Annotated in this window: 18 protein-coding genes and 1 other RNA gene; 16 read left to right on the top strand and 3 right to left on the bottom strand. The window is 31.5% G+C overall.

Features of this window, described 5'->3' with window-relative positions; genetic code table 11:
• Positions 1–160 precede the first annotated feature (160 nt).
• The 16 genes from rpoN to CRN98_RS17690 all read left to right on the top strand — a co-directional run bounded on the left by rpoN (position 161) and on the right by CRN98_RS17690 (position 17,665).
• Entirely contained in the window at positions 161–1,513 is a 1,353-nt protein-coding gene (gene rpoN, locus CRN98_RS05970) for an RNA polymerase factor sigma-54 (protein WP_097026516.1), read from the top strand.
• A 104-nt stretch (positions 1,514–1,617) separates the two neighbouring features.
• Positions 1,618–2,655 carry a sugar-binding transcriptional regulator gene (locus CRN98_RS05965; RefSeq protein WP_097026515.1) on the top strand — a complete coding sequence of 346 codons (1,038 nt, stop codon included), beginning with the start codon at positions 1,618–1,620 and terminating at the stop codon, positions 2,653–2,655.
• 90 nt (positions 2,656–2,745) lie between these two features.
• Positions 2,746–3,753: a type I glyceraldehyde-3-phosphate dehydrogenase gene (gap, locus tag CRN98_RS05960; protein WP_097026514.1), complete on the top strand. Its 1,008-nt coding sequence runs from the start codon at positions 2,746–2,748 to the stop codon at positions 3,751–3,753.
• Between the two features lie 99 nt (positions 3,754–3,852).
• The gene (locus CRN98_RS05955) at positions 3,853–5,049 is read left to right on the top strand and encodes a phosphoglycerate kinase (RefSeq protein ID WP_097026513.1); all 1,197 of its coding nucleotides are present in this window, start codon (positions 3,853–3,855) and stop codon (positions 5,047–5,049) included.
• 19 nt (positions 5,050–5,068) lie between these two features.
• Positions 5,069–5,815 carry a triose-phosphate isomerase gene (tpiA, locus tag CRN98_RS05950; protein ID WP_097026512.1) on the top strand — a complete coding sequence of 249 codons (747 nt, stop codon included), beginning with the start codon at positions 5,069–5,071 and terminating at the stop codon, positions 5,813–5,815.
• Positions 5,816–5,834: 19 nt separating this feature from the next.
• Entirely contained in the window at positions 5,835–7,382 is a 1,548-nt protein-coding gene (gene gpmI / locus CRN98_RS05945) for a 2,3-bisphosphoglycerate-independent phosphoglycerate mutase (RefSeq protein WP_097026511.1), read from the top strand.
• 37 nt (positions 7,383–7,419) lie between these two features.
• A complete protein-coding gene (eno, locus tag CRN98_RS05940) occupies positions 7,420–8,715 on the top strand; it encodes a phosphopyruvate hydratase (RefSeq protein WP_097026510.1) in 1,296 nt (431 codons plus the stop codon).
• A gap of 243 nt (positions 8,716–8,958) precedes the next feature.
• Positions 8,959–9,186, top strand: coding sequence for a preprotein translocase subunit SecG (gene secG, locus CRN98_RS05935; protein ID WP_097026509.1), 228 nt, complete (start codon positions 8,959–8,961; stop codon positions 9,184–9,186).
• A gap of 33 nt (positions 9,187–9,219) precedes the next feature.
• Complete coding sequence (locus CRN98_RS05930; RefSeq protein WP_097026508.1) at positions 9,220–11,241, top strand: sodium-translocating pyrophosphatase; 2,022 nt, start codon at positions 9,220–9,222, stop codon at positions 11,239–11,241.
• Between the two features lie 260 nt (positions 11,242–11,501).
• Positions 11,502–13,751, top strand: coding sequence for a ribonuclease R (gene rnr, locus CRN98_RS05925; protein WP_097026507.1), 2,250 nt, complete (start codon positions 11,502–11,504; stop codon positions 13,749–13,751).
• Positions 13,752–14,068: 317 nt separating this feature from the next.
• Positions 14,069–14,539, top strand: coding sequence for an SsrA-binding protein SmpB (smpB, locus tag CRN98_RS05920; protein WP_097026506.1), 471 nt, complete (start codon positions 14,069–14,071; stop codon positions 14,537–14,539).
• A 174-nt stretch (positions 14,540–14,713) separates the two neighbouring features.
• Positions 14,714–15,067: a transfer-messenger RNA gene (ssrA, locus tag CRN98_RS05915) on the top strand.
• A 216-nt stretch (positions 15,068–15,283) separates the two neighbouring features.
• Positions 15,284–15,931, top strand: coding sequence for a TetR/AcrR family transcriptional regulator (locus CRN98_RS05910; RefSeq protein ID WP_097026505.1), 648 nt, complete (start codon positions 15,284–15,286; stop codon positions 15,929–15,931).
• Between the two features lie 114 nt (positions 15,932–16,045).
• Complete coding sequence (locus CRN98_RS05905; RefSeq protein WP_097026504.1) at positions 16,046–16,783, top strand: ABC transporter ATP-binding protein; 738 nt, start codon at positions 16,046–16,048, stop codon at positions 16,781–16,783.
• On the top strand, positions 16,776–17,468 hold the full coding sequence (locus tag CRN98_RS05900; protein ID WP_097026503.1) for an ABC transporter permease: 693 nt from the start codon (positions 16,776–16,778) through the stop codon (positions 17,466–17,468). The genes CRN98_RS05905 and CRN98_RS05900 overlap by 8 nt, the downstream gene beginning before the upstream one ends.
• Positions 17,469–17,488: 20 nt before the next feature.
• Positions 17,489–17,665: a hypothetical protein gene (locus CRN98_RS17690; protein ID WP_179631971.1), complete on the top strand. Its 177-nt coding sequence runs from the start codon at positions 17,489–17,491 to the stop codon at positions 17,663–17,665.
• Positions 17,666–17,985: 320 nt separating this feature from the next.
• Here CRN98_RS17690 and CRN98_RS05895 read toward each other — a convergent pair whose 3' ends face one another.
• From CRN98_RS05895 to CRN98_RS05885, 3 genes are read right to left on the bottom strand one after another with little or no spacing between them, the layout of a single operon-like run.
• Positions 17,986–18,633 (bottom strand): FlxA-like family protein, encoded by a 648-nt coding sequence (locus tag CRN98_RS05895; protein ID WP_097026502.1) that lies wholly within the window; start codon positions 18,631–18,633, stop codon positions 17,986–17,988.
• 37 nt (positions 18,634–18,670) lie between these two features.
• A complete protein-coding gene (locus CRN98_RS05890) occupies positions 18,671–20,050 on the bottom strand; it encodes a sensor histidine kinase (protein ID WP_097026501.1) in 1,380 nt (459 codons plus the stop codon).
• A complete protein-coding gene (locus CRN98_RS05885) occupies positions 20,043–20,759 on the bottom strand; it encodes a LytR/AlgR family response regulator transcription factor (protein ID WP_097026500.1) in 717 nt (238 codons plus the stop codon). The genes CRN98_RS05890 and CRN98_RS05885 overlap by 8 nt, the downstream gene beginning before the upstream one ends.
• Between the last annotated feature and the right edge of the window lie 129 nt (positions 20,760–20,888).

Raw genomic sequence — 20,888 nt, 5'->3', positions numbered from 1 at the left:
TCCGCGGTGCGGGCTTTTTTAATTAAAAGTTTATAGTTAATGTTAAAATATATAGTTGAAAATTAAAAATAATTTGAAATTTTGGCATGGATTTTGCGTATAAGCCTGTAACTGAATTCATATAAATGTTATAATGAAAACTATAAGGGGTGTGTTGTATATGAATTTAGATTTTGGTTTATCTATGCATCAAGAACAAAAGCTAATAATGACACAACAAATGCAAATGTCTATTAAAATACTTCAATTATCTTCCTTTGAACTTCAGGAATATATTGAAAAGGAAATTCAAGAAAATCCATTGCTAGAAGCTAAATATGATAAAAAAGAAGACAAGCTAGATTATAAAGATATAATAAAATATTTAGAGTTTGATGATTATACTCATAATAACTATGTAAAAAGTGATGACGAAGAAGTTTCTCCATTTAATTTTATTTCTAGCAAAAAGTCTTTAAAAGAATATTTAAAAGAGCAAATTGCTGATTTTAATGAAAAGGATTGCATGAAGTATATTTGTAATTACATAATAGAAAATATTGATTCTAGGGGATATTTACAAATAAGTACAGAAGAGATATCTAAAGAGATACATATGCCATTAAAGCTTGTGGAAAATGCTTTGATGATAGTTCAAAGTTTAGAGCCCTACGGTGTTGGAGCAAGGGATTTAAAGGAATGCCTAAAAATACAGCTTTATCAAAAAAGAATAGAAAATTGTAAATTACTTCAGATTATAGACAATCATCTAGAAGATATTGCTGAAAATAGATATAATATTATAGGAAAAAGCTTAAATATTACTCCTATGGAAGCACAGAGATATGGAGATATTATAAAAAAGCTCCAGCCTAAACCATCTAGCGGATTTTATACTGGAGAAGAAGTAAATTATATTACTCCTGATGCCTATATAAAAAAAATAGGTGAAAAGTATTATATCATAATGAACGATGATTTAGTTCCAAAACTTATGATAAATAATCTTTATAAAGGTATAATAAATAAGAATGAAGATAAGAGTGCAGTGGAATATGTTAAAAACAGATTAGATAGTGCTGCTTTTTTAATAAAAAGTATAGAAAATAGAAAAAGTACAGTATATAGAGTTCTTGAAAGTATACTTGAAATGCAAAGGGAATACTTTGATTATGGTGAGAAATATTTAAAACCTATGACTCTTAAAGAAATCGCAGATAATTTAAATATGCATGAATCAACAATAAGTAGGGCAATAAGGGATAAGTATATTCACACAAGTAGAGGAACTATAAAGATAAAGAGCTTATTCACAACATCTATAAAAGGAACCAGCAGTGATAATATGTCCTCTATTAATGTGAAAAAGTTAATTTTTAATTTAATAGATAAAGAGGATAAGAAAAGTCCATTATCTGATCAATATATTTCAGATGAGTTAAAAAAGAGTAATGTGAATATTTCAAGAAGAACTGTAACAAAATATAGAGAAGAAATGGGAATAAAGTCTTCGAAGGGGAGAAAAAGATTTTAAAAAAATTATTTATAGCTCTTGGAAAGCGGTTCCAAATGAGCTATAATATTAGTGGGGCAATAATGACATGCCCGGGACAATAAACGACCAGAGGGGTGTTGTGCTTGGAGGAAATATTAAAGTTACAACAAAAGATAGTGCCTGAGATGCTAGAAATTATGGAAAAGAGATATTCCATATTACGAGATATATACTATAATCAGCCTATTGGAAGAAGGATGCTTTCAAAAAACTTAGAGTTGAGTGAAAGAATAGTTAGGACGGAAGTGAATTTCTTAAAAGAGCAAAACTTTATAGAAATTACAACTCCAGGTATGATAATTACTGAAGAGGGAGAACATATAATAGAAAAGTTAAAATACTTCATTTATGATATAAAAGGACTTGCTGATTTGGAAAATAAACTTAAAGAAAGACTAAAATTAATTAACGTTACTATAGTTCCTGGAAATTTAGATGAAGATGAAAATATTTTAAGGGAAATGGGAAAATCTGCAACAGGCTATGTAAGGAACCTTATCAAGGAAGATACTATAATGGCATTGACTGGTGGGAGTAGTATAAAAGAGGTAGTAGATAATATGCCAAAGTTTAATGCTCCAACTAATATGATAGTAGTTCCTGCAAGAGGTGGAATGGGAAGAACATTAGAAACTCAAGCAAACACATTAGTTTCTAATCTTGCTAATAAAATAAATGCAAATTATAAGCTCCTTCATGTTTCAGATAATTTAAGTGTAGAGGCTATAAATGCCATGCTTAAAGAAAAAGGAATAAAAGATGTACTGGACATTATATATAATGCAGATATACTTCTTTATGGGATTGGAAAAGCAGAAGAAATGGCAAAGAGAAGAGGCTTAAGCCATAAAGAAATTGAAATACTTAAGGAAAAGGAAGCTGTAGGAGAAGCCTTTGGATATTATTTTAATAAAAGAGGAGAAGAAGTATACTCTACGCCAACTATGGGGCTTAAAGATGAGCATATAGAAGGTATAAAGTATCTTATAGCTGTGGCAGGAGGTACATCTAAGGCGGAAGCTATAATTGCGACCCTTATAAATAAACCTAAAGGAGTTTTGATTACTGATGAAGGTGCAGCAAGAAAAATTTTAAATATAATTAATAATTTTTCGTTGTAAAATAAAATTCAATTACTTATAATTGAAGGTAGAATGTTTATTTGGTTAAAATTAACTTTACATATATTTATTTCAAGGAGGAATATTATTATGGTTAAAATAGGTATTAATGGTTTTGGAAGAATAGGAAGAAATGTATTTAAGGCATTAGTTAAAAATTATGAAGGGCAGTTAGAAGTTGTTGGAATAAATGATTTGACAGATGCAGCAACATTAGCACATTTATTAAAATATGATTCATTATATGGAAAATTTGAAGGTACTGTTGAAGCTAAAGAATCTTCAATCGTAGTTAATGGAAAAGAAATAAAAATATTTGCTGAAAGAGATCCTAAAAACTTACCATGGGGACAGCTTGGAGCAGATATAGTAATAGAATCCACAGGATTATTCACAGATGCAGAAAAAGCTAAGGCTCATATTGAAGCAGGAGCTAAAAAGGTACTTATTTCAGCACCGGCTAAAAATGAAGATGTAACAATAGTTATGGGAGTTAATGAAGAAAAGTATGATGCAGCAAATCACAATATAATATCAAATGCTTCATGCACAACAAACTGTTTAGCACCATTTGCTAAGGTTTTAGATAGAGAATTTGGAATAGTAAAAGGTTTAATGACAACAATTCACTCATACACTGGAGATCAAAGATTATTAGATGCTCCACATAGAGATCCAAGAAGAGCAAGAGCTGCTGCAGAATCTATGATACCAACAACAACTGGAGCTGCTAAGGCTGTTGCACTAGTATTACCACAATTAAAGGGAAAATTAAATGGATTCTCATTAAGAGTTCCAACTCCAACAGTATCATGTACAGATTTAGTTGCAGAACTTTCAAAGGAAGTTACTGTAGATGAAGTTAATGCTGCATTTAAGAAAGCATCAGAAACTGATATGAAAGGAATACTTGGATTCTGTGAGGAACCATTAGTATCTATAGACTTTAGAGGGGATGAAAGATCCTCAATAATTGATGCTATGTCAACAATGACTATAGAAGGAAATATGGTTAAGGTTATTTCATGGTATGATAATGAGTGGGGATATTCAAATAGACTTGCTGATTTAACTAAATATGTAGCAGATAGACTATAATTTGAAATTATAGCTGAACAATAAACTAAAGGAGGGTTTTGATTTGTAGTTATGGCTATAAGGCAAAACCCTTTTTAATGTAAAGAAAGGATGATTACTATGGCTTTTAATAAAAAAACTATTGAAGATATAGATGTTAAGGGTAAGAAGGTACTTGTAAGATGTGATTTTAATGTACCTATAAAGGATGGAAATATAACTGATGAAAATAGACTCTTAGGAGCACTTCCAACTATTAAATATCTTATAGATAAAGGTGCAAAAGTAATACTTTGTTCACATATGGGTAAGCCTAAGGGAGAAGTTAAAAAGGAATTATCTCTAGAACCTGTAGCTAAAAGATTATCAGAACTTTTAAATACAGAAGTGAAGTTTGCAGCAGATGATATTGTAGTAGGAGAAAATGCTAAAAAAGCAGTAAGTGAGATGAAGGATGGAGAAGTAGTTCTTCTTGAAAATACTAGATTTAGAAAAGAAGAAACTAAAAATGAAGAAAGTTTTTCAAAGGAATTAGCATCTTTGGCAGATGTATTTGTAAATGATGCCTTTGGAACAGCTCATAGAGCACACTGTTCTACAGTAGGAGTTACTGAATTTGTACAGGTATCTGTATGTGGATACTTAATTCAAAAAGAGTTAAAGTTTTTAGGGGATACAGTAGAAAGTCCAGAAAGACCTTTTGTAGCAATACTTGGTGGTGCAAAGGTTTCAGATAAGATAAATGTTATTAATAATCTTTTAGATAAGGTAGATACCTTAATAATTGGCGGAGGTATGGCTTATACTTTCTTAAAAGCACAGGGATATACAATAGGAAATTCTTTAGTAGAGGAAGATAAATTAGAGTATTCTAAAGAAATGGTTGAAAAGGCAAAGGAAAAGGGAGTAAAGTTTATGCTTCCTGTGGACCATGTAATAGGAGAAAAATTTGATGCTTCAACAGAACCTGTAATCACAGAAGATGAGAATATTAAAGAAGGATATATGGGATTAGATATTGGACCAAAGACAGCTAAGATGTATGCTGATGAAATAAAATCTTCTAGAACAGTAATTTGGAATGGTCCTATGGGAGTATTTGAGTTTGAAAACTTTGCAAAAGGTACTTTAGAAGTTGCAAAGGCTATGGCAAACTCAAATGCAGTTACTGTAATTGGCGGAGGAGATAGTGCGGCTGCAGTTAATCAGTTAGGCTTTGGAGAGCAAATGACTCATATATCAACTGGAGGAGGAGCATCTCTTGAATTCTTAGAGGGGAAAGAGCTTCCAGGAATAACAGCATTGAGCAATAATTAGTTGGAAAGCGGTGAAATGAATGAGAATACCTATAATTGCAGGTAATTGGAAAATGCATAACACCATAGAAGAGGCAGTTAAGCTTGTGGAAGAATTAAAGCCTATGGTTAAAGATGCAAAATGTGAAGTGGTAGTATGTCCAACATTTGTATGTCTACATGCAGTGAAAACAGCTGTAGAAGGAACAAATATAAAGGTAGGAGCACAAAATATGCACTTTGAAGAAAAGGGTGCTTTCACAGGAGAAGTTTCCCCAGTAATGCTTGAGAATATGGGCATAGATTATGTAATAATTGGGCATAGTGAAAGAAGACAATATTTCAATGAAACAGATGAAACAATAAACAAAAAAATAAGAGCTGCATTTGGACATAATTTAATTCCTATATTATGTGTAGGAGAAACCTTAGATGAAAGAGAAAATGGTATAACAGAAGAAGTTATAGCAAAACAAGTAAAGCTTGATTTAGCTTCTATTTCAGGAAAATTAGTAGAAAATATGGTTATAGCATATGAGCCTATTTGGGCTATAGGCACAGGTAAGACAGCTACATCTGAAGAAGCAAATGAAACTATAGCATTTATTAGAGGCATAGTACGCAATTTATATGGAAAAGATGTGGCAGATAAGGTAAGAATACAGTATGGTGGTTCTGTTAAACCTTCTACTATTAATGAACAAATGTCTATGTCTGATATAGATGGAGCTTTAGTTGGAGGAGCAAGTTTAAAAGCGGAAGACTTTGCAGCTATAGTAAATTTTTAAGGTGTAGTAGGGGGAAAATATGAATAAAAGACCAGTAATGCTCATGATTTTAGATGGATTTGGACTAACAAATGGCATAGAAGGTAATGCTATAGCTAAAGCTAACAAACCTAATTTTACAAAATATTTTAATAGTTATCCACATACAGAACTTGAAGCAAGTGGTTTAAGCGTAGGACTTCCAGAAGGTCAAATGGGGAATTCTGAAGTAGGACATTTAAACATAGGTGCAGGGAGAATAATATATCAAGAATTAACAAGAATCGGAAAAGAAATAAAAGAAGGAAACTTCTTTAAAAATCCAGAAATAAATGGAGTAATGGATAAGGCCATTGAAAATAAATCTTCTTTACATCTTTTAGGACTACTTTCAGATGGAGGAGTACATTCCCATATAGAACATCTTAAAGCATTAATAAAGCTAGCCAAGGAAAAAGGGTTAAAAGATGTATATGTTCATGCATTTTTAGATGGAAGAGATGTACCGCCGTCTTCAGCTATAGAGTATATTGAGAATTTAGAAGACTATATGGCTGAAATAGGTGTAGGTAAAATAGCTACAATTTCTGGAAGATATTATGCTATGGATAGAGATAAAAGGTGGGAAAGAGTTAATCTTGCTTATAATGCAATGGTGCTTGGAAAAGGCGAGGAATCAAATTCTGCAATAGAAGCAGTACAAAAATCCTATCATGACAATAAAACAGACGAGTTTGTGCTTCCTACAGTTATAATGAAAGGTGATAAGCCTACGGGAATGATTCAAAATAATGATTCTGTGATTTTCTTTAATTTTAGGCCAGATAGAGCAAGAGAAATCACTCGTGCATTAAACGACAAGGTGTTTGATGGATTTATTAGAGAAACATTAAGTCTTAACTTTTTAACAATGACTGTTTATGATAAAACTATAGAAAATGTTAAAGTAGCTTATAAACCTGAAAGTTATAAAAATACTTTAGGAGAATATGTAAGTAGTTTAGGACTTAAGCAGCTTAGGATTGCAGAAACAGAAAAATACGCACATGTAACATTTTTCTTCAATGGTGGAGTTGAGCAGCCAAATGAAGGAGAGGATAGAGCCCTTATTCCATCTCCAAAGGTTGCAACTTATGATTTGCAGCCTGAAATGAGTGCTTATGAAGTTACACAAGAACTATTAAAAAGATTAGATACAAATTTATATGATATGATAATTTTAAATTTTGCCAATCCTGATATGGTAGGGCATACAGGAGTAATTGATGCAGCTAAAAGGGCGATAGAAGTTGTAGATGAATGTATGGGCAAGATAGTAGATAAAGTTTTAACTATGGGTGGAAGTGTATTTGTAACTGCTGATCATGGAAATGCAGAACAAATGATTGATTTTTCTACAGGAACAGCATTTACTTCTCATACTACAAATCCTGTTCCATTTATGTATATAAGTAAGGATGCTAATTCTAAAAAGTTTATAGAAGGTGGAGTTTTAGCAGATATTGCTCCAACTATGTTATCAGAGATGGGAATTTCTATTCCTAAAGAAATGACAGGTAAAGTATTGTTCAATTTAGAAAATAATTAAAATATGATAATAATTAATAATTTAGGAGGCTTGTAAAATGAAAAGTTATGTAGAGATAGTAGATGTAGTTGCAAGACAAATATTAGATTCAAGATGTAATCCTACTGTAGAAGTGGATGTAGTACTTGAAGATGGTACTATAGGAAGAGCAGCAGTACCTTCAGGAGCTTCAACTGGAATGTTTGAAGCAGTTGAATTAAGAGATGAAGACAAGGCAAAGTATAATGGTAAGGGTGTATTAAAGGTTGTAGATAATGTAAATACGCTAATAGCTCAAGAACTTATTGGAATGAATGTATTTGATCAAGTATCAATAGATAATACTATGATTGAATTAGATGGAACTGAAAATAAAGGAAAACTTGGTGCAAATGCTATGCTTGGTGTATCCTTAGCTTGTGCTAAAGCAGCAGCAGAATACATTGGCTTAGGATTATATCAATACATAGGAGGAGTTAATTCAAAGGTTCTTCCTGTTCCAATGATGAACATAATAAATGGAGGAAAGCATGCAGATAATAATGTAGATCTTCAGGAATTTATGGTTATGCCAGTAGGTGCTAAAACATTTGCTGAAGCTTTAAGAATGAGTTCAGAGGTTTACCATTCATTAAAATCAATACTTAAATCAAAGGGATATGATACTGGGGTAGGTGATGAAGGTGGATTTGCTCCAAATCTAAGCTCTAATGAAGAAGCTATACAGGTAATAGTAGAAGCTATAGAAAAATCAGGATATACTCCAGGAAAAGAGATTTATATAGCACTTGACCCAGCTTCCTCAGAAATATATGAAAATGGAAAATACAATTTAGCAGGAGAAGGAAAAGTGTTAACTCCAGCTGAAATGGTTGAGTACTATGCTAAACTAGTTGAAAAATATCCTATAATATCCATAGAAGATGGTATGGCAGAAGAGGATTGGGAAGGTTGGAAACTTATCACTGAAAGACTTGGAGATAAGGTTCAGCTAGTAGGAGATGACTTATTCGTAACAAATACAAATAGATTAAGCACAGGTATAGAAAAAGGAGTAGCAAACTCCATACTTATAAAATTAAATCAGATAGGAACTTTAACTGAAACATTAAATGCTATAGAAATGGCTGAAAGAGCAGGATATACTGCGGTAATATCTCATAGATCAGGAGAAACTGAAGATACAACTATAGCAGATCTTGTTGTAGCTGTAAATGCAGGTCAAATAAAAACTGGTGCTCCAGCAAGAAGTGAAAGAGTAGCTAAATACAATCAGTTATTAAGAATAGAAGAAGAACTTGCTGATATGGCAGAATATAGAGGGCTCAAGGCGTTTTATAATATAAAAGGATAATAAATAAAAAAGTATGACAAATGGGAGGTTCAGGGAAACTTGAATCTCTTATTTATATAAAGTTTATGTATATGCGTTTAAAATGGGATTAAATGGATATAATCGCGAATGGCTTTGTATTTCAGCATATTTACAAATTATAGCAAGTTGTTGAAAGAGTGAAGTTATGCTACAATTAATAAAAGATATATAAAAAAACTGGGGAAAAATATTAAAACTTAACAAAAAAATGGAGGTGGAAGAATGAAAAATGCATTGATAATCTTACAGGTTATAGTGTCAATAGCACTAATAATATCTGTACTTGCACAGCCAGCTAAAACTCAAGGATTTAGCTTGCTTACAGGATCATCAGACACTTTTTACGCTAAAAATAAAACAAAAACATTTGAATCAACTATGTCAAAGCTTACAATAATATGCGCTATATTATTTGCTGTAATAACTGTATCTTTAAACATAATTAAGTAAAATTATTTACAAAAGTCAGGGGGATATGATAATATGGATAATTACTTAATTTATACCGTGGGAGCTGGAGTTATAGCTCTTATATTTGCTTTCTTTTTAAGTAGTTTTATTTCAAAGGAAAGTGATGGCAATGAAAGAATGCAGGAGATTTCAGGTTATATTCATGAAGGTGCTATGGCTTTTCTAAGAACAGAGTATAGGTATCTTACAATATTTATAATTATAGTTGCAGCAGCGTTAGCCTTATTTGTACATTGGCAAACAGCTGTATGTTTTATAATTGGAGCTTTTTTTTCAATTCTTGCAGGATATTTTGGGATGAACGTTGCTACTAAGGCAAATGTTAGAACTGCAGAAGCAGCAAGGCATAGTCAAAATAAAGCTCTAAACATAGCCTTTTCAGGTGGATCTGTTATGGGTATGTCTGTAGTAGGACTAGGACTTATAGGAATTGGATTGTTATATATCATATTTGCAGGAGATATGAATGTTATAACAGGATTTGGACTTGGTGCAAGCTCAATAGCTTTATTTGCACGTGTGGGTGGAGGAATATATACAAAGGCAGCAGATGTAGGGGCTGACTTGGTAGGAAAAGTAGAAGAAGGTATTCCGGAAGATGACCCAAGAAATCCTGCGGTAATAGCTGATAATGTGGGAGATAATGTAGGTGATGTTGCGGGAATGGGTGCAGATCTTTTTGAGTCCTATGTAGGGTCAATAATATCTGCTCTTACTTTAGGTGCAGTAGTATTTAAGAATAATGAAGGCGTGGTATATGCACTTTTATTATCTGCAGTAGGTATTATAGCAGCTATAGTGGGAATATTGGTTGCAAGACAAAGTAAGGCAGCTAATCCTCAAAAGGCGTTAAATAGCGGGACTTATATTAGTGGTATTATAGTAATAGTTGTAGCAGCAGTGCTAAGTAATTTGATTTTTGGCAACTTAAAAGCATTTACTGCAATAACTGCAGGACTTGTAGTAGGGATGCTTATAGGAAAGATTACGGAGATATATACTTCTGGAGATTACAACTATGTTAAGAAAATTGCCCGTCAATCTGAAACAGGACCAGCTACAACTATAATATCAGGACTTGCTGTAGGAATGCACTCAACTATGTGGCCTATAGTTTTGATAGGTATTGGAGTACTTGCATCATTTTTTATAATGGATGGAGCAACTAATGTGAATATGGGGCTATATGGCATAGCACTATCTGCAGTTGGTATGTTATCTATAACTGGTATTACTGTAGCGGTAGATGCTTATGGACCAATAGCAGACAATGCAGGTGGTATTGCAGAAATGTCTCATCTTCCACATGAAGTTAGGCAAATAACAGATAAGCTTGATTCAGTAGGGAATACAACAGCAGCTATAGGTAAGGGATTTGCAATAGGTTCAGCAGCATTAACTGCGTTAGCATTGTTTGCTGCTTATGCACAAGCAGTACAAATAACAACTATAGATTTATTAAATCCAATTACTTTAGTTGGAATGTTAGTAGGAGCAATGCTTCCATTCTTATTTGGAGCACTTACTATGGAATCTGTAGGTAAAGCGGCTAATGAAATGATAGAAGAAGTAAGAAGACAATTTAAAACTATACCTGGAATCATGGAAGAAAAAGCAAAACCAGATTATAAGAAATGTGTAGATATATCTACAGCAGCAGCTATAAGAGAAATGATTCTTCCAGGAGTGCTTGCAATAGTAATTCCTTTAGCTATGGGATTACTTCTTGGAAAAGAAGCCCTAGGTGGGTTTATAGGTGGAGCAGTAGCTACAGGAGTGCTAGTTGCAATACTTATGGCAAACTCTGGTGGAGCATGGGATAATGCTAAAAAGTATATTGAAAGTGGAGAACATGGCGGAAAAGGAAGTTTTGCTCATAAGGCAGCAGTGGTAGGTGATACCGTTGGGGACCCATTTAAGGATACTTCAGGGCCTTCTATGAATATATTAATAAAGCTTATGACAATAGTTTCACTTGTATTTGCACCGGTAATTCTAAAATATGGTGGCATACTACTCGAAATATTCAAATAATAAAAATAATTTAGATAAATTCATATGAGTAATTTAAGAGATTTGGCTTAAGGCTAGATCTCTTTTTGTATAAAATCTATAAAGTATAAAGATTAATTAAGTTGACATATGGATAAATTTCCTATAGCATGAATGTAAATCTAATAGTATTTAGAAGTTTTAAGAATACTTTAGTAAATATAGAATAACTTTAATGGTTACTAGTAAGAATATACATATAGGTGTATTTTCCATAGATATATAATTAAGGAGGGAAATAGATGAACTTACAAGAAACTATAGTTGAGTTTATGAAAGAACAGGCATATAAGCCTATGGACGCTAGAGAACTATCCAGAATTTTTGATATAAAGAAAAGTGACTATGAGGAGTTCCTAAAGACATTAGATTACATGGAAAAGGACGGTTTCATAGTTAAAACAAGAACAGAACATTATGGAGTTCCGGAAAGAATGGGGTTAATAGTTGGAAAGCTTCAAGGACATCAAAAGGGATTTGGTTTTTTAATACCTGAAATCGATAGACCAGATGTATTTATACCTTCATCTAATATGAATGGAGCCATGCATGGTGATAAAGTAATGGTAAAAGTATTAAAAGAAGAAGATGGAGGCAAGAAATGTGAAGGGGAAATAATAAGAATAATAGAAAGAGCAAATAAAAATGTTATAGGTATATTTGAAGAAAGTAAAAATTTTGGATTTGTTGTACCAGATGAAAAAAGAATGTACCAAGACATTTATGTGCCAAAGGAAAAGGCTAAAGGAGCAAAGACTGGAGATATAGTTATAGTAGAAATACTAAAATGGCCAGATACTAGAAGAAGTCCTGAGGGCAAAGTTGTAGAGATATTAGGTAAAAAGGGAGACCGTGGAATAGATATTTTAACTATAATAAAAAAATATAGGCTTCCAGAGGAGTTTCCTCCTAAGGTTCAAAGTTATGTAGATAAAATTCCAGAAGAAATTCCAGAAGAAGAGTATGAAAGACGTATTGATTTAAGAAATTTAAAAATTGTTACTATAGACGGCGAAGATGCTAAAGATTTAGATGATGCTATATCTATTGAAAAATTATCTAATGGAAACTATAAGCTTGGAGTTCATATTGCAGATGTATCACACTATGTAAAGGAAAAAAATCCGTTGGATAAGGAAGCTTTAAAAAGAGGAACCTCTGTATATCTAATAGATAGAGTTATACCTATGCTCCCTAAAAAGCTTTCAAATGGAATGTGCAGTTTAAATCCAAAGGTTGATAGGCTTACATTGACTTGTATGATGGAGATAGACAGAAATGGTAAGGTTGTAGATCATGAAGTTTTTGAAAGTGTAATAAAAACCAGTGAAAGAATGACTTATACAGATGTTACTAAGATACTTAGAGATAAAGATGAAGAACTCATGAAAAGATATGATTATTTATTAGAAGAATTTAAGACTATGGAAGAGCTTTGTAAAATACTTTATAAAAAGAGAATTGATAGAGGGGCTATAGACTTTGATTTTGAAGAATGTAAAATAATCTTGGATCAAAATGGCAAGCCTATAAAAATCGAACCTTATGAAAGAGCTATAGCAAATAGAGTTATAGAAGAATTTATGCTCGTATGTAATGAAACTATTGCAGAGTATATGTTCTGGGCAAATGTCCCATTTGTATATAGAATTCATGAAGATCCAGACATAGAAAAATTAACACACTTTAATGAGTTTGCTCACAATTTAGGTTATGTAGTAAAGATGACACAGGAAATTCATCCTAAATCTCTTCAAGGAATAGTAGAAAAAGCCAAAGGTACAAGAGAAGAAACCGTAATAAATACATTGCTGCTTCGCTCTTTGAAGAAAGCTAGATATGCACCAGAATCTGTGGGCCACTTTGGACTTGCAGCAAGATATTATTGCCATTTTACATCGCCTATAAGGAGATATCCAGACCTTATAATACACAGAATAATTAAAGAATATATAAATGGAAAGATTAATGATAAGAGAATAAATAAGCTTACCGATGAAGTATCTGTGGCATCAATACAATCTTCAGAAATGGAAAGGCTTGCAGATGAAGCTGAAAGAGAAGTAGATGATCTAAAGAAAGCAGAATATATGAGTGAAAGAATAGGAGAGGTTTATGAAGGAATAATTTCTTCTGTTACAGCATTTGGTATGTTTATAGAACTTCCTAATACCATAGAAGGACTTGTTCATATAAGTACACTAAATGATGATTACTATATATATGACGAAAAACATCTCTGTCTTATAGGAGAAAGAACTAAGAAGAAGTATAAACTTGGAGATGCAGTAAGAATTAAAGTTGATAAAGTTGATATAGATGTACATGAAATTTTCTTTGAATTATTAGATCAAGAGTCAGATGAAAATGATGAAAATTTAGATGGCAATGTTACAGAAAATAATAGTGATAGTCAGCATGAGCAATTAAAAGAAGATACTCTTACAGAAGTAGTACTTCCAATAACAGAGTACACTGAGGAAAATGAATAATAAATTGTTGAAATTTTTAATGTTGAAATGTATGAAATTTGCATCGTAGAAAGTATTGAGCAAGCATCAAAATCTCTTTATTTCTGAGTTTGAAACATCGTAAGAACCCTCTATTGTCTGAGCGGCAGCGAGTTTATAAGGGTTAGGTGTTTTAAAAGGAAGAAATATTAGAGATTTTTTGCGAAGCGAACGCTTTTCTAGATGAAAATTCCATACATTTGGTTCAACATTAAAAGCCAAGTGAAGCTTGACTTTTAGTAAAATTTGTAATATAATATTGTTTTAAGAAGTACCATAAACGAAGTAGGTGATACCTAATGGCAAAGAAGACAGGAAATAAAACATTAGCTGAAAATAGAAAAGCAAGGCATGATTATTTTATAGAAGAAGCTTATGAAGCTGGAATAGAGCTTGTAGGAACAGAAGTTAAATCTATAAGAGGGGGAAAGGCTAATTTAAAGGATAGTTATGCTGAAATAAGGAATAATGAAATATTTATATGTAATATGCATATAAGTCCTTATGAGCAAGGAAATATATTTAATAGAGATCCTTTAAGAGATAGAAGGCTTTTACTTCATAAAAAAGAAATACTTAAACTTCAGCAATTTACTGCTCAAGAGGGCTATACATTAATTCCATTATCATTGTATTTAAAAAATGGTAGAGTTAAGGTTAACTTAGCTGTAGCTAAGGGTAAGAAGAACTATGATAAGAGAGATTCTATGCTTGAAAAGGCAGCAAAGAGAGACATTGAACGTCAATTAAAGGAAAGATCAAAGTATTAGATAAAGAAGCTTAAGTTTTCTTTAATTAATCAATTTATCTAATAATTACTATTGATAAATAATAAAAATTGTTGTATTATAATAACTGTAAGATAACTCAAAGCTAAATTGTCACTGATAACTAAAAGAAGTTGTCAGTAAGTTCTTTGAAAAATAAAATATTAGTTAAATCATGGGGGCGTACATGGTTTCGACGGGGGTAAGTTGCCCCTGAGAAGCGAGTCGAGGGTCCTGGACCCGCGTTAAAAAACTAGGAAAAATATAAACGCAAACGATAATTTAGCGTTAGCTGCCTAATTAGCGCAGCTCGTCCTACCCGGGAGGCCTACGGCTTGGGACTAGGGCGTCATTTAGTAGGGAACCGAGCTCTACAAAGCTTTGAGTAGAGAACGGAATTTATGAAGCTACCGAAGTTTAAAGCCTGTTAGTGGGCGTTAAATCTAGGGAAATTTAAAACACTATCTGCACTCGGAGATGCTCAGGAGTTACTACTTTCGGACAGGGGTTCGACACCCCTCGCCTCCACCATACATATCCACGACCGCCTGTAGGTGGCTTAAACAGCTGCTTACAGGCGGTTGTGTTTTTTGAACAGCGAGGTGAACTTCACCAGCTATATTAAATAAGGGAAAGCTTATAAGATTAGATGTTCTGTAAAAAACGATTTTTTCCTGTTATTGATATTGATTAAAACATATGATATACTAAATACATACCAACCGTATGTATGTTAGGAGGGGTTTTGTGGCACGTAATAAATATCCTGAAGAAACAGTAAAACTAATATTAGATGTTTCTTTAAAACTCTTTATGGAAAAAGGCTATGAGAAAACGACCATTCAAGATATTGTTAATGATTTAGGAATGTCTAAGGGAGCGATCTATCATCATTTTAAATCTAAAGAAGAAATTATGGATGCAATTAGTAAAAGGAGTTTTGAAGAAAATACTTATTTAAATGAAATTTATAAAGACCTTACTCTAAATGGTCTTGAAAAAATTCAAAAAATTCTTATATGCAATATTGCAGATGCAAATAAGCAGATTAATGATAAATTATCACTTTCTCTTACCAAAAATCATCGAATGATTGCTAAACATCTTGAAGATACTATACAACATGCAGCTCCCATGCTAACTAAATTAATTGAAGAGGGTATAGAGGATAAATCAATAACTGCTACCAATCCGAAAGCTGCATCTGAAGTTATTATGCTACTTTTTAATTTTTGGATAAATCCTGCTATATTTATAACTTCCAAGGAAGAATTTTTAAATAAATTAGATTTTCTAAAGGATTTAATAGACTATATGGGAATTTCTTTGATCAACGATGAATTTGCATCCCAATGTGTACAATATTATGAGAATATCTATGAAAAAGATATGTAATAATACAAAATAATCTGCCTACATTAAGGTAGTTTATTTTTGAATGTATACATACCGACGGTTTGTATGAAAGAGCGAAAATATGCAATTTATTTTATAGGAGGATATAAATATATGGACAGTAAATGGATTATAGAAACCAATGGATTGGGAAAAGTCTTTGATGAAGTAGAAGTGATTAAAGACTGCTCTATGCATGTAAAGCAAGGTACTATTTATGGTTTTTTAGGTATGAATGGTGCTGGCAAAACAACTGTTTTTAAGATGTTGACAAGTTTACTTACACCTACATCAGGAACAGCAAAAGTAATGGGGATAGACATAACTTCCCGCAGTAATGAAGTTTTAAGAAACATTGGTAGTATTATAGAAACACCTATTTTTCATGAACATTTATCTGCAGCTGAGAATCTAAGAGTGCACCTTGCATATATGAATAAGGAGAATGTGGATATAGATAAAACTCTAGAAATGGTTGGTCTTTCTTCTATGAATACAAAGCCCGTCTCAACCTTTTCTCTAGGCATGAGACAACGACTAGGTATTGCACGGGCAATTATTCATCAGCCAAAACTTCTTATATTAGATGAGCCTCTAAACGGACTCGACCCAATGGGAATTCGAGAAATGAGAGATTTGTTTCTTAGTCTTGTAAAAAATAAAGGTATGACCATTCTTATATCTAGTCATATTCTTACTGATATAGAACAAATTGCAGATACTATAGGTATCATTGCAAATGGCAGAATTATTGATGAAGTTAGCATGGCACAAATTAAATCCAAAACTTCAAATGACAGCCTTGAAGAATATTTTTTTCAAAAAATGAAGGAGGAATTAGAATATGCTTAAACTTATATCTTTAGAAATGGATAAGTTTAAAATTAAAACTTATGTCTTAACAAGTATCATTTCTTGTATAGTTCTTTTAGGATTTACCTATCTTATTTCTGTAATTTCTAGAGTTGAAAAGGATCCTTTGTTCCAAAATTACTCCAATATCTTTAAATTTGTAGGTATCATGGGGATGATTATTTTCACTGTACTTTCTTCTGTTATGTACTCTAGACTTGTAATAGAAGACTATGTAGGAAAGAAACTAGTACTACTATTCTACTACCCTGTAAGTCGCAGCAAAATTTTTCTTGCTAAAGTATGTTTAGTTACCTTATTTACAGTGATAGCTCTTATGTGTAGTAACGGAGCTTGTTTAGTTGTTTTTAGTATAACCGAATTCATATGTCCAATTGTTAGGGACACGTTAACTCCATTTTTCTTTTTAGCTTCTTTACAAACTATTTTATTAACAGCTTTAACTGTTGGTGCTCTAGGAATTCTTTCTATGACAGCGGGCTTTATAAAAAAATCAATGCCTACTACAATTATTATATCATTTGCTTTAGCTGCCACTGTAGGAAATATGATTATGAATAGTAGTTGGAAAATAGGTTTAGTATTATTAGGCATTCTCATTGTATTAGATGTTTTGGCAGTGAGGGGGCTAATAAAAAAAATTAATCAAATGGATGCTATATAAAAGGAAAAGGGGGAAGTAAGATGTTCATTGGTATTATTCTAGGGTTTGCGCTAGGAATAATTTTATTATTAATAGGCTTTATTGGAATGATTGTTAATAAACAAAAAAGAAAGTCAAGACGATGGACAGATTGGGTAATAATTGCTGGAGTATGTGCAATTTTAACTGCAATCTTTAATTTTGTGAAGTTACATTAGTCTATTAGAACTAATGCACTATTGAAAAATGAAAAGTTTGTTTATATTAGTGGATTTTAAAGGTCGCGATTCGCCTCCACCATACATATCCACGACCGCCTGTAGGTGGCTTAAACAGCTGCTTACAGGCGGTCGTGTTTTTGGCTTAATAAATAAATATTAAAGTGAAAGCTTTTTGCTTGAATTAAAAGAACTCAAAAGCGGTAAATTAAAAGAGAACAATATCAATATAGATGAAAAAGTCTTAAAAAGAGAACCTGTGCAAGTTTTACCTTACACAGGTTGTAAAGTTTAAGTGTATTTGTAGCAATATAGTCTATTTAAGCTAACGCATGTGTTGTAGAATCTACTGAATCACTATTTTCTACTAAGTTATATGCATCAATAGCATTTTTTATGTGATTATTAATTTTTTTATTATTGATAGAGCTTGTGTATTCAGAAGTATTAGAAGCATCAGAAGAAGGAGTTTCTTTAAGTAGAAGGTTAGAGGAAGCCTTTAAAGAAGTTCTTACTTTTGCTTCATTTATAATACCAGCTTGAGTAGTAAAGTCACTTAATTGTTCAAAGGTAAATTCATTTTTCTCTTCAGCAGAATTAAAGCTCTTACCTTCAATATCATTCTTTTTAATAGGATTAGACTTTTTATCCTCTGTGCTATTTGAAGGTTCCTTTAAATTCTCAGCTTGTTTTTCTGCTTTTTCAGCCTGCTTTTGCTGTATTTTAGCTTCTATAACTTTTATTTTATCTTTTAAAGGTCTAATCAGCTCTTCTTTAGGTTTAGGTGGTGCAAAATCACCCTTTATATTATAAATTTCTTTGTTTAAATCTGATTTTTCTTTTTCAAGACTTTGAATCTCGCTATCAAGTTGTCTTTCTTCTGCTTCGTTGTTTTTTGGAGAACTTTTACTAGTGGCATTAAAGGGTTGGCTTGCCATTGGATTAGGAGTAGTTGAATTAATTTGCATCTAAAACATCCCTTTCTTATAGCTAGCCCTTAATTCATCACTGATTGTCTTTTACTTTAAGCATGATATTTAAAATAAATTTATTTTTTTCTATTATAATGTCCACAATTCCGTTATATTTTTTTGCTATCATTTCTATACTTGAAATTCCTATACCATGGTTAGTTTTATCCTGTTTTGTAGTTGCAATTTTATTACCATTGTATTGAAGTTTATCTACAATAGTATTCGAAACTTCAATTATTAGATATAAGTCTTGTATATATGAAGTAATAGAAATTTCTTTATTTACAGTTTCATCTTGAATCTTTATACAAGCTTCAAGTGCATTATCTAATGAATTACTTAATACAACACATAAATCTACAGAATCCAGTATAAGTTCATTAGGCAAGATAAAATCACAATTAAATTTAATATTTTCCATTTTAGCAATATTATATTTCTCGTTTATAATGGCATCAGAAATCGCATTTCCTGTTTTGATAGTATAGTCTAACTTTTCTATGGTTTGTCCAAGTGTATGAAGATAATTATTTATTTCTTCTACATTCCCATTTTGAGCTAGACTTTTTAAGCAAAGTAGATGGTTATTCATATCATGTTTGATACTACGAGTACCACTATAAAGACTTTCAAGATTTTTGCTGTGATTAATTTGAAGTTTAAACTGTTGTTCCATTAATAAGTTTTTTTGCTCAATATCTTTCACTTGAATCATCTTTTTAAAGATATATGCATTAAGAATTATGGAAATTAATAAGGAGATACTTACAAGTGGTACAACATAATAAACCTTAGGAAAAATAGAAAAAAGGTAATAATCTTTATTGTCAATATGGATGGCTTGAACAAAATAAAAGATTAATATTAAACTATAAGTTGCCAAGCAAGGAATAAACAAATACAAACTTTGATATACATCTACAGTTCTTTCTTTAAAGCTTAAAAAATCGCTTATTTTGTTTAGAAAAAGAAAGAACAAAATTAGATTTATGGATTCTCTAGCAACATTTATTAGAAAAAGAATAAAAATATCTAATATAGAACTCGTATTTAAAGTGAGTATATAGGATGAAGCACGATAATCAAAGCTTAAAAAAATGATGTAAATAAGTAATGAAATTGTAGCTGGAACAATTGCAGCGTAAAGCTTTAAGACAAAATTACCATTACATAAACATAGCAAAAGTGCAAACCAAAGTAGATCATTTACTACAAAACCCAGCGGAGATTGCACTTTGTAAATTAAAATATTTAAAAGTACCAAAGGAATTATAAAAAAAATACATTTCCATGTTTTACTCTTAAAACCTAAAAATTTATTAAAAAAATGGATTTGTATTGTGTAATGAAAAGGTAGAGCAAGGATAGTAGATAAAAAACCAAACAAATCAATAATCTGTATATTAGCCATATGGGGTACCCTTACTTTTTAAATAATACATAAATGCTCTTGAAAAATCAGTAAGCTTGTATTTGGACACATATACCTTTTCTCCATTTTTTAAGGTTATAAAAACATTATCATAACTTCTTACATAATTTAAATTTACAATATAACTCCTGTGACATTTGAAAAAATTAAAGTTTTTTAATTCTTCTTCTATGTCTGATAATTTGTGATAATACTCAATAACATCATAAGTGGTATGAATTTTTATTTTTCTAAGCTGAGATTCTATATACATTATATCTTTAACGAAAATCTTAGTACATTGACTGATTGTTTTAGCAAGAATAAAATCATCTGCTTCATAAAATTGTGGTAAAGCAGAGTAAAGTACTTTTCTTAACTTTTTTTCCGATAAAGGTTTTAGAATATAATGAAAAGCCTTAACATCAAAAGCTTCAAACACATATTCTTTAAGTGCAGTAATAAATATAATAATTACTTCCTTATTTAATTTCCTAATCTTTTTTGCTGTTTCTATTCCGTTAAGCTTATCCATGCGTATATCCAAAAAGTATAGATTTATTTCTAATTTTGATTGCAGTAAGTCTTCGCCATTTTCATATTGAAATATTAAATATTTAATGTTTTTAAATTCTAATGCTTTTTTTACCATATTTATAAGTTCGATTCTTTGACATTCTTCATCATCGCAAATTGCGATTTTTAGCATAAGCTCACCTCGGCTATAATTATACCATATAGTTCCTGCGCTTCTAATGAGTATATAAGTTGAGTTTATTCCAATCAGTGAAAAAATAAGGACTGCATTTTTTACACAGTCCTTATTTCGGAATTTTTT

It is taken from the genome of Clostridium peptidivorans (assembly GCF_900205925.1).
Classification (GTDB): Bacteria; Bacillota; Clostridia; order Clostridiales; family Clostridiaceae; genus Clostridium_AK; species Clostridium_AK peptidivorans.
The sequence above is the reverse complement of the archived record's forward strand: the minus strand, read 5'-3'. Positions and strand labels throughout refer to the sequence as shown.

Coding starts and splice junctions, on each gene's coding strand:
- eno (WP_097026510.1), top strand. CDS start 7,420: ATGAAAAGTTATGTAGAGATAGTAGATGTAGTTGCAAGACAAATATTA.
- CRN98_RS05895 (WP_097026502.1), bottom strand. CDS start 18,633: ATGCAAATTAATTCAACTACTCCTAATCCAATGGCAAGCCAACCCTTT.
- CRN98_RS05905 (WP_097026504.1), top strand. CDS start 16,046: ATGGACAGTAAATGGATTATAGAAACCAATGGATTGGGAAAAGTCTTT.
- CRN98_RS05900 (WP_097026503.1), top strand. CDS start 16,776: ATGCTTAAACTTATATCTTTAGAAATGGATAAGTTTAAAATTAAAACT.
- tpiA (WP_097026512.1), top strand. CDS start 5,069: ATGAGAATACCTATAATTGCAGGTAATTGGAAAATGCATAACACCATA.
- rnr (WP_097026507.1), top strand. CDS start 11,502: ATGAACTTACAAGAAACTATAGTTGAGTTTATGAAAGAACAGGCATAT.
- CRN98_RS05955 (WP_097026513.1), top strand. CDS start 3,853: ATGGCTTTTAATAAAAAAACTATTGAAGATATAGATGTTAAGGGTAAG.
- CRN98_RS05930 (WP_097026508.1), top strand. CDS start 9,220: ATGGATAATTACTTAATTTATACCGTGGGAGCTGGAGTTATAGCTCTT.
- gpmI (WP_097026511.1), top strand. CDS start 5,835: ATGAATAAAAGACCAGTAATGCTCATGATTTTAGATGGATTTGGACTA.
- CRN98_RS17690 (WP_179631971.1), top strand. CDS start 17,489: ATGTTCATTGGTATTATTCTAGGGTTTGCGCTAGGAATAATTTTATTA.
- secG (WP_097026509.1), top strand. CDS start 8,959: ATGAAAAATGCATTGATAATCTTACAGGTTATAGTGTCAATAGCACTA.
- gap (WP_097026514.1), top strand. CDS start 2,746: ATGGTTAAAATAGGTATTAATGGTTTTGGAAGAATAGGAAGAAATGTA.
- CRN98_RS05885 (WP_097026500.1), bottom strand. CDS start 20,759: ATGCTAAAAATCGCAATTTGCGATGATGAAGAATGTCAAAGAATCGAA.
- CRN98_RS05890 (WP_097026501.1), bottom strand. CDS start 20,050: ATGGCTAATATACAGATTATTGATTTGTTTGGTTTTTTATCTACTATC.
- smpB (WP_097026506.1), top strand. CDS start 14,069: ATGGCAAAGAAGACAGGAAATAAAACATTAGCTGAAAATAGAAAAGCA.
- rpoN (WP_097026516.1), top strand. CDS start 161: ATGAATTTAGATTTTGGTTTATCTATGCATCAAGAACAAAAGCTAATA.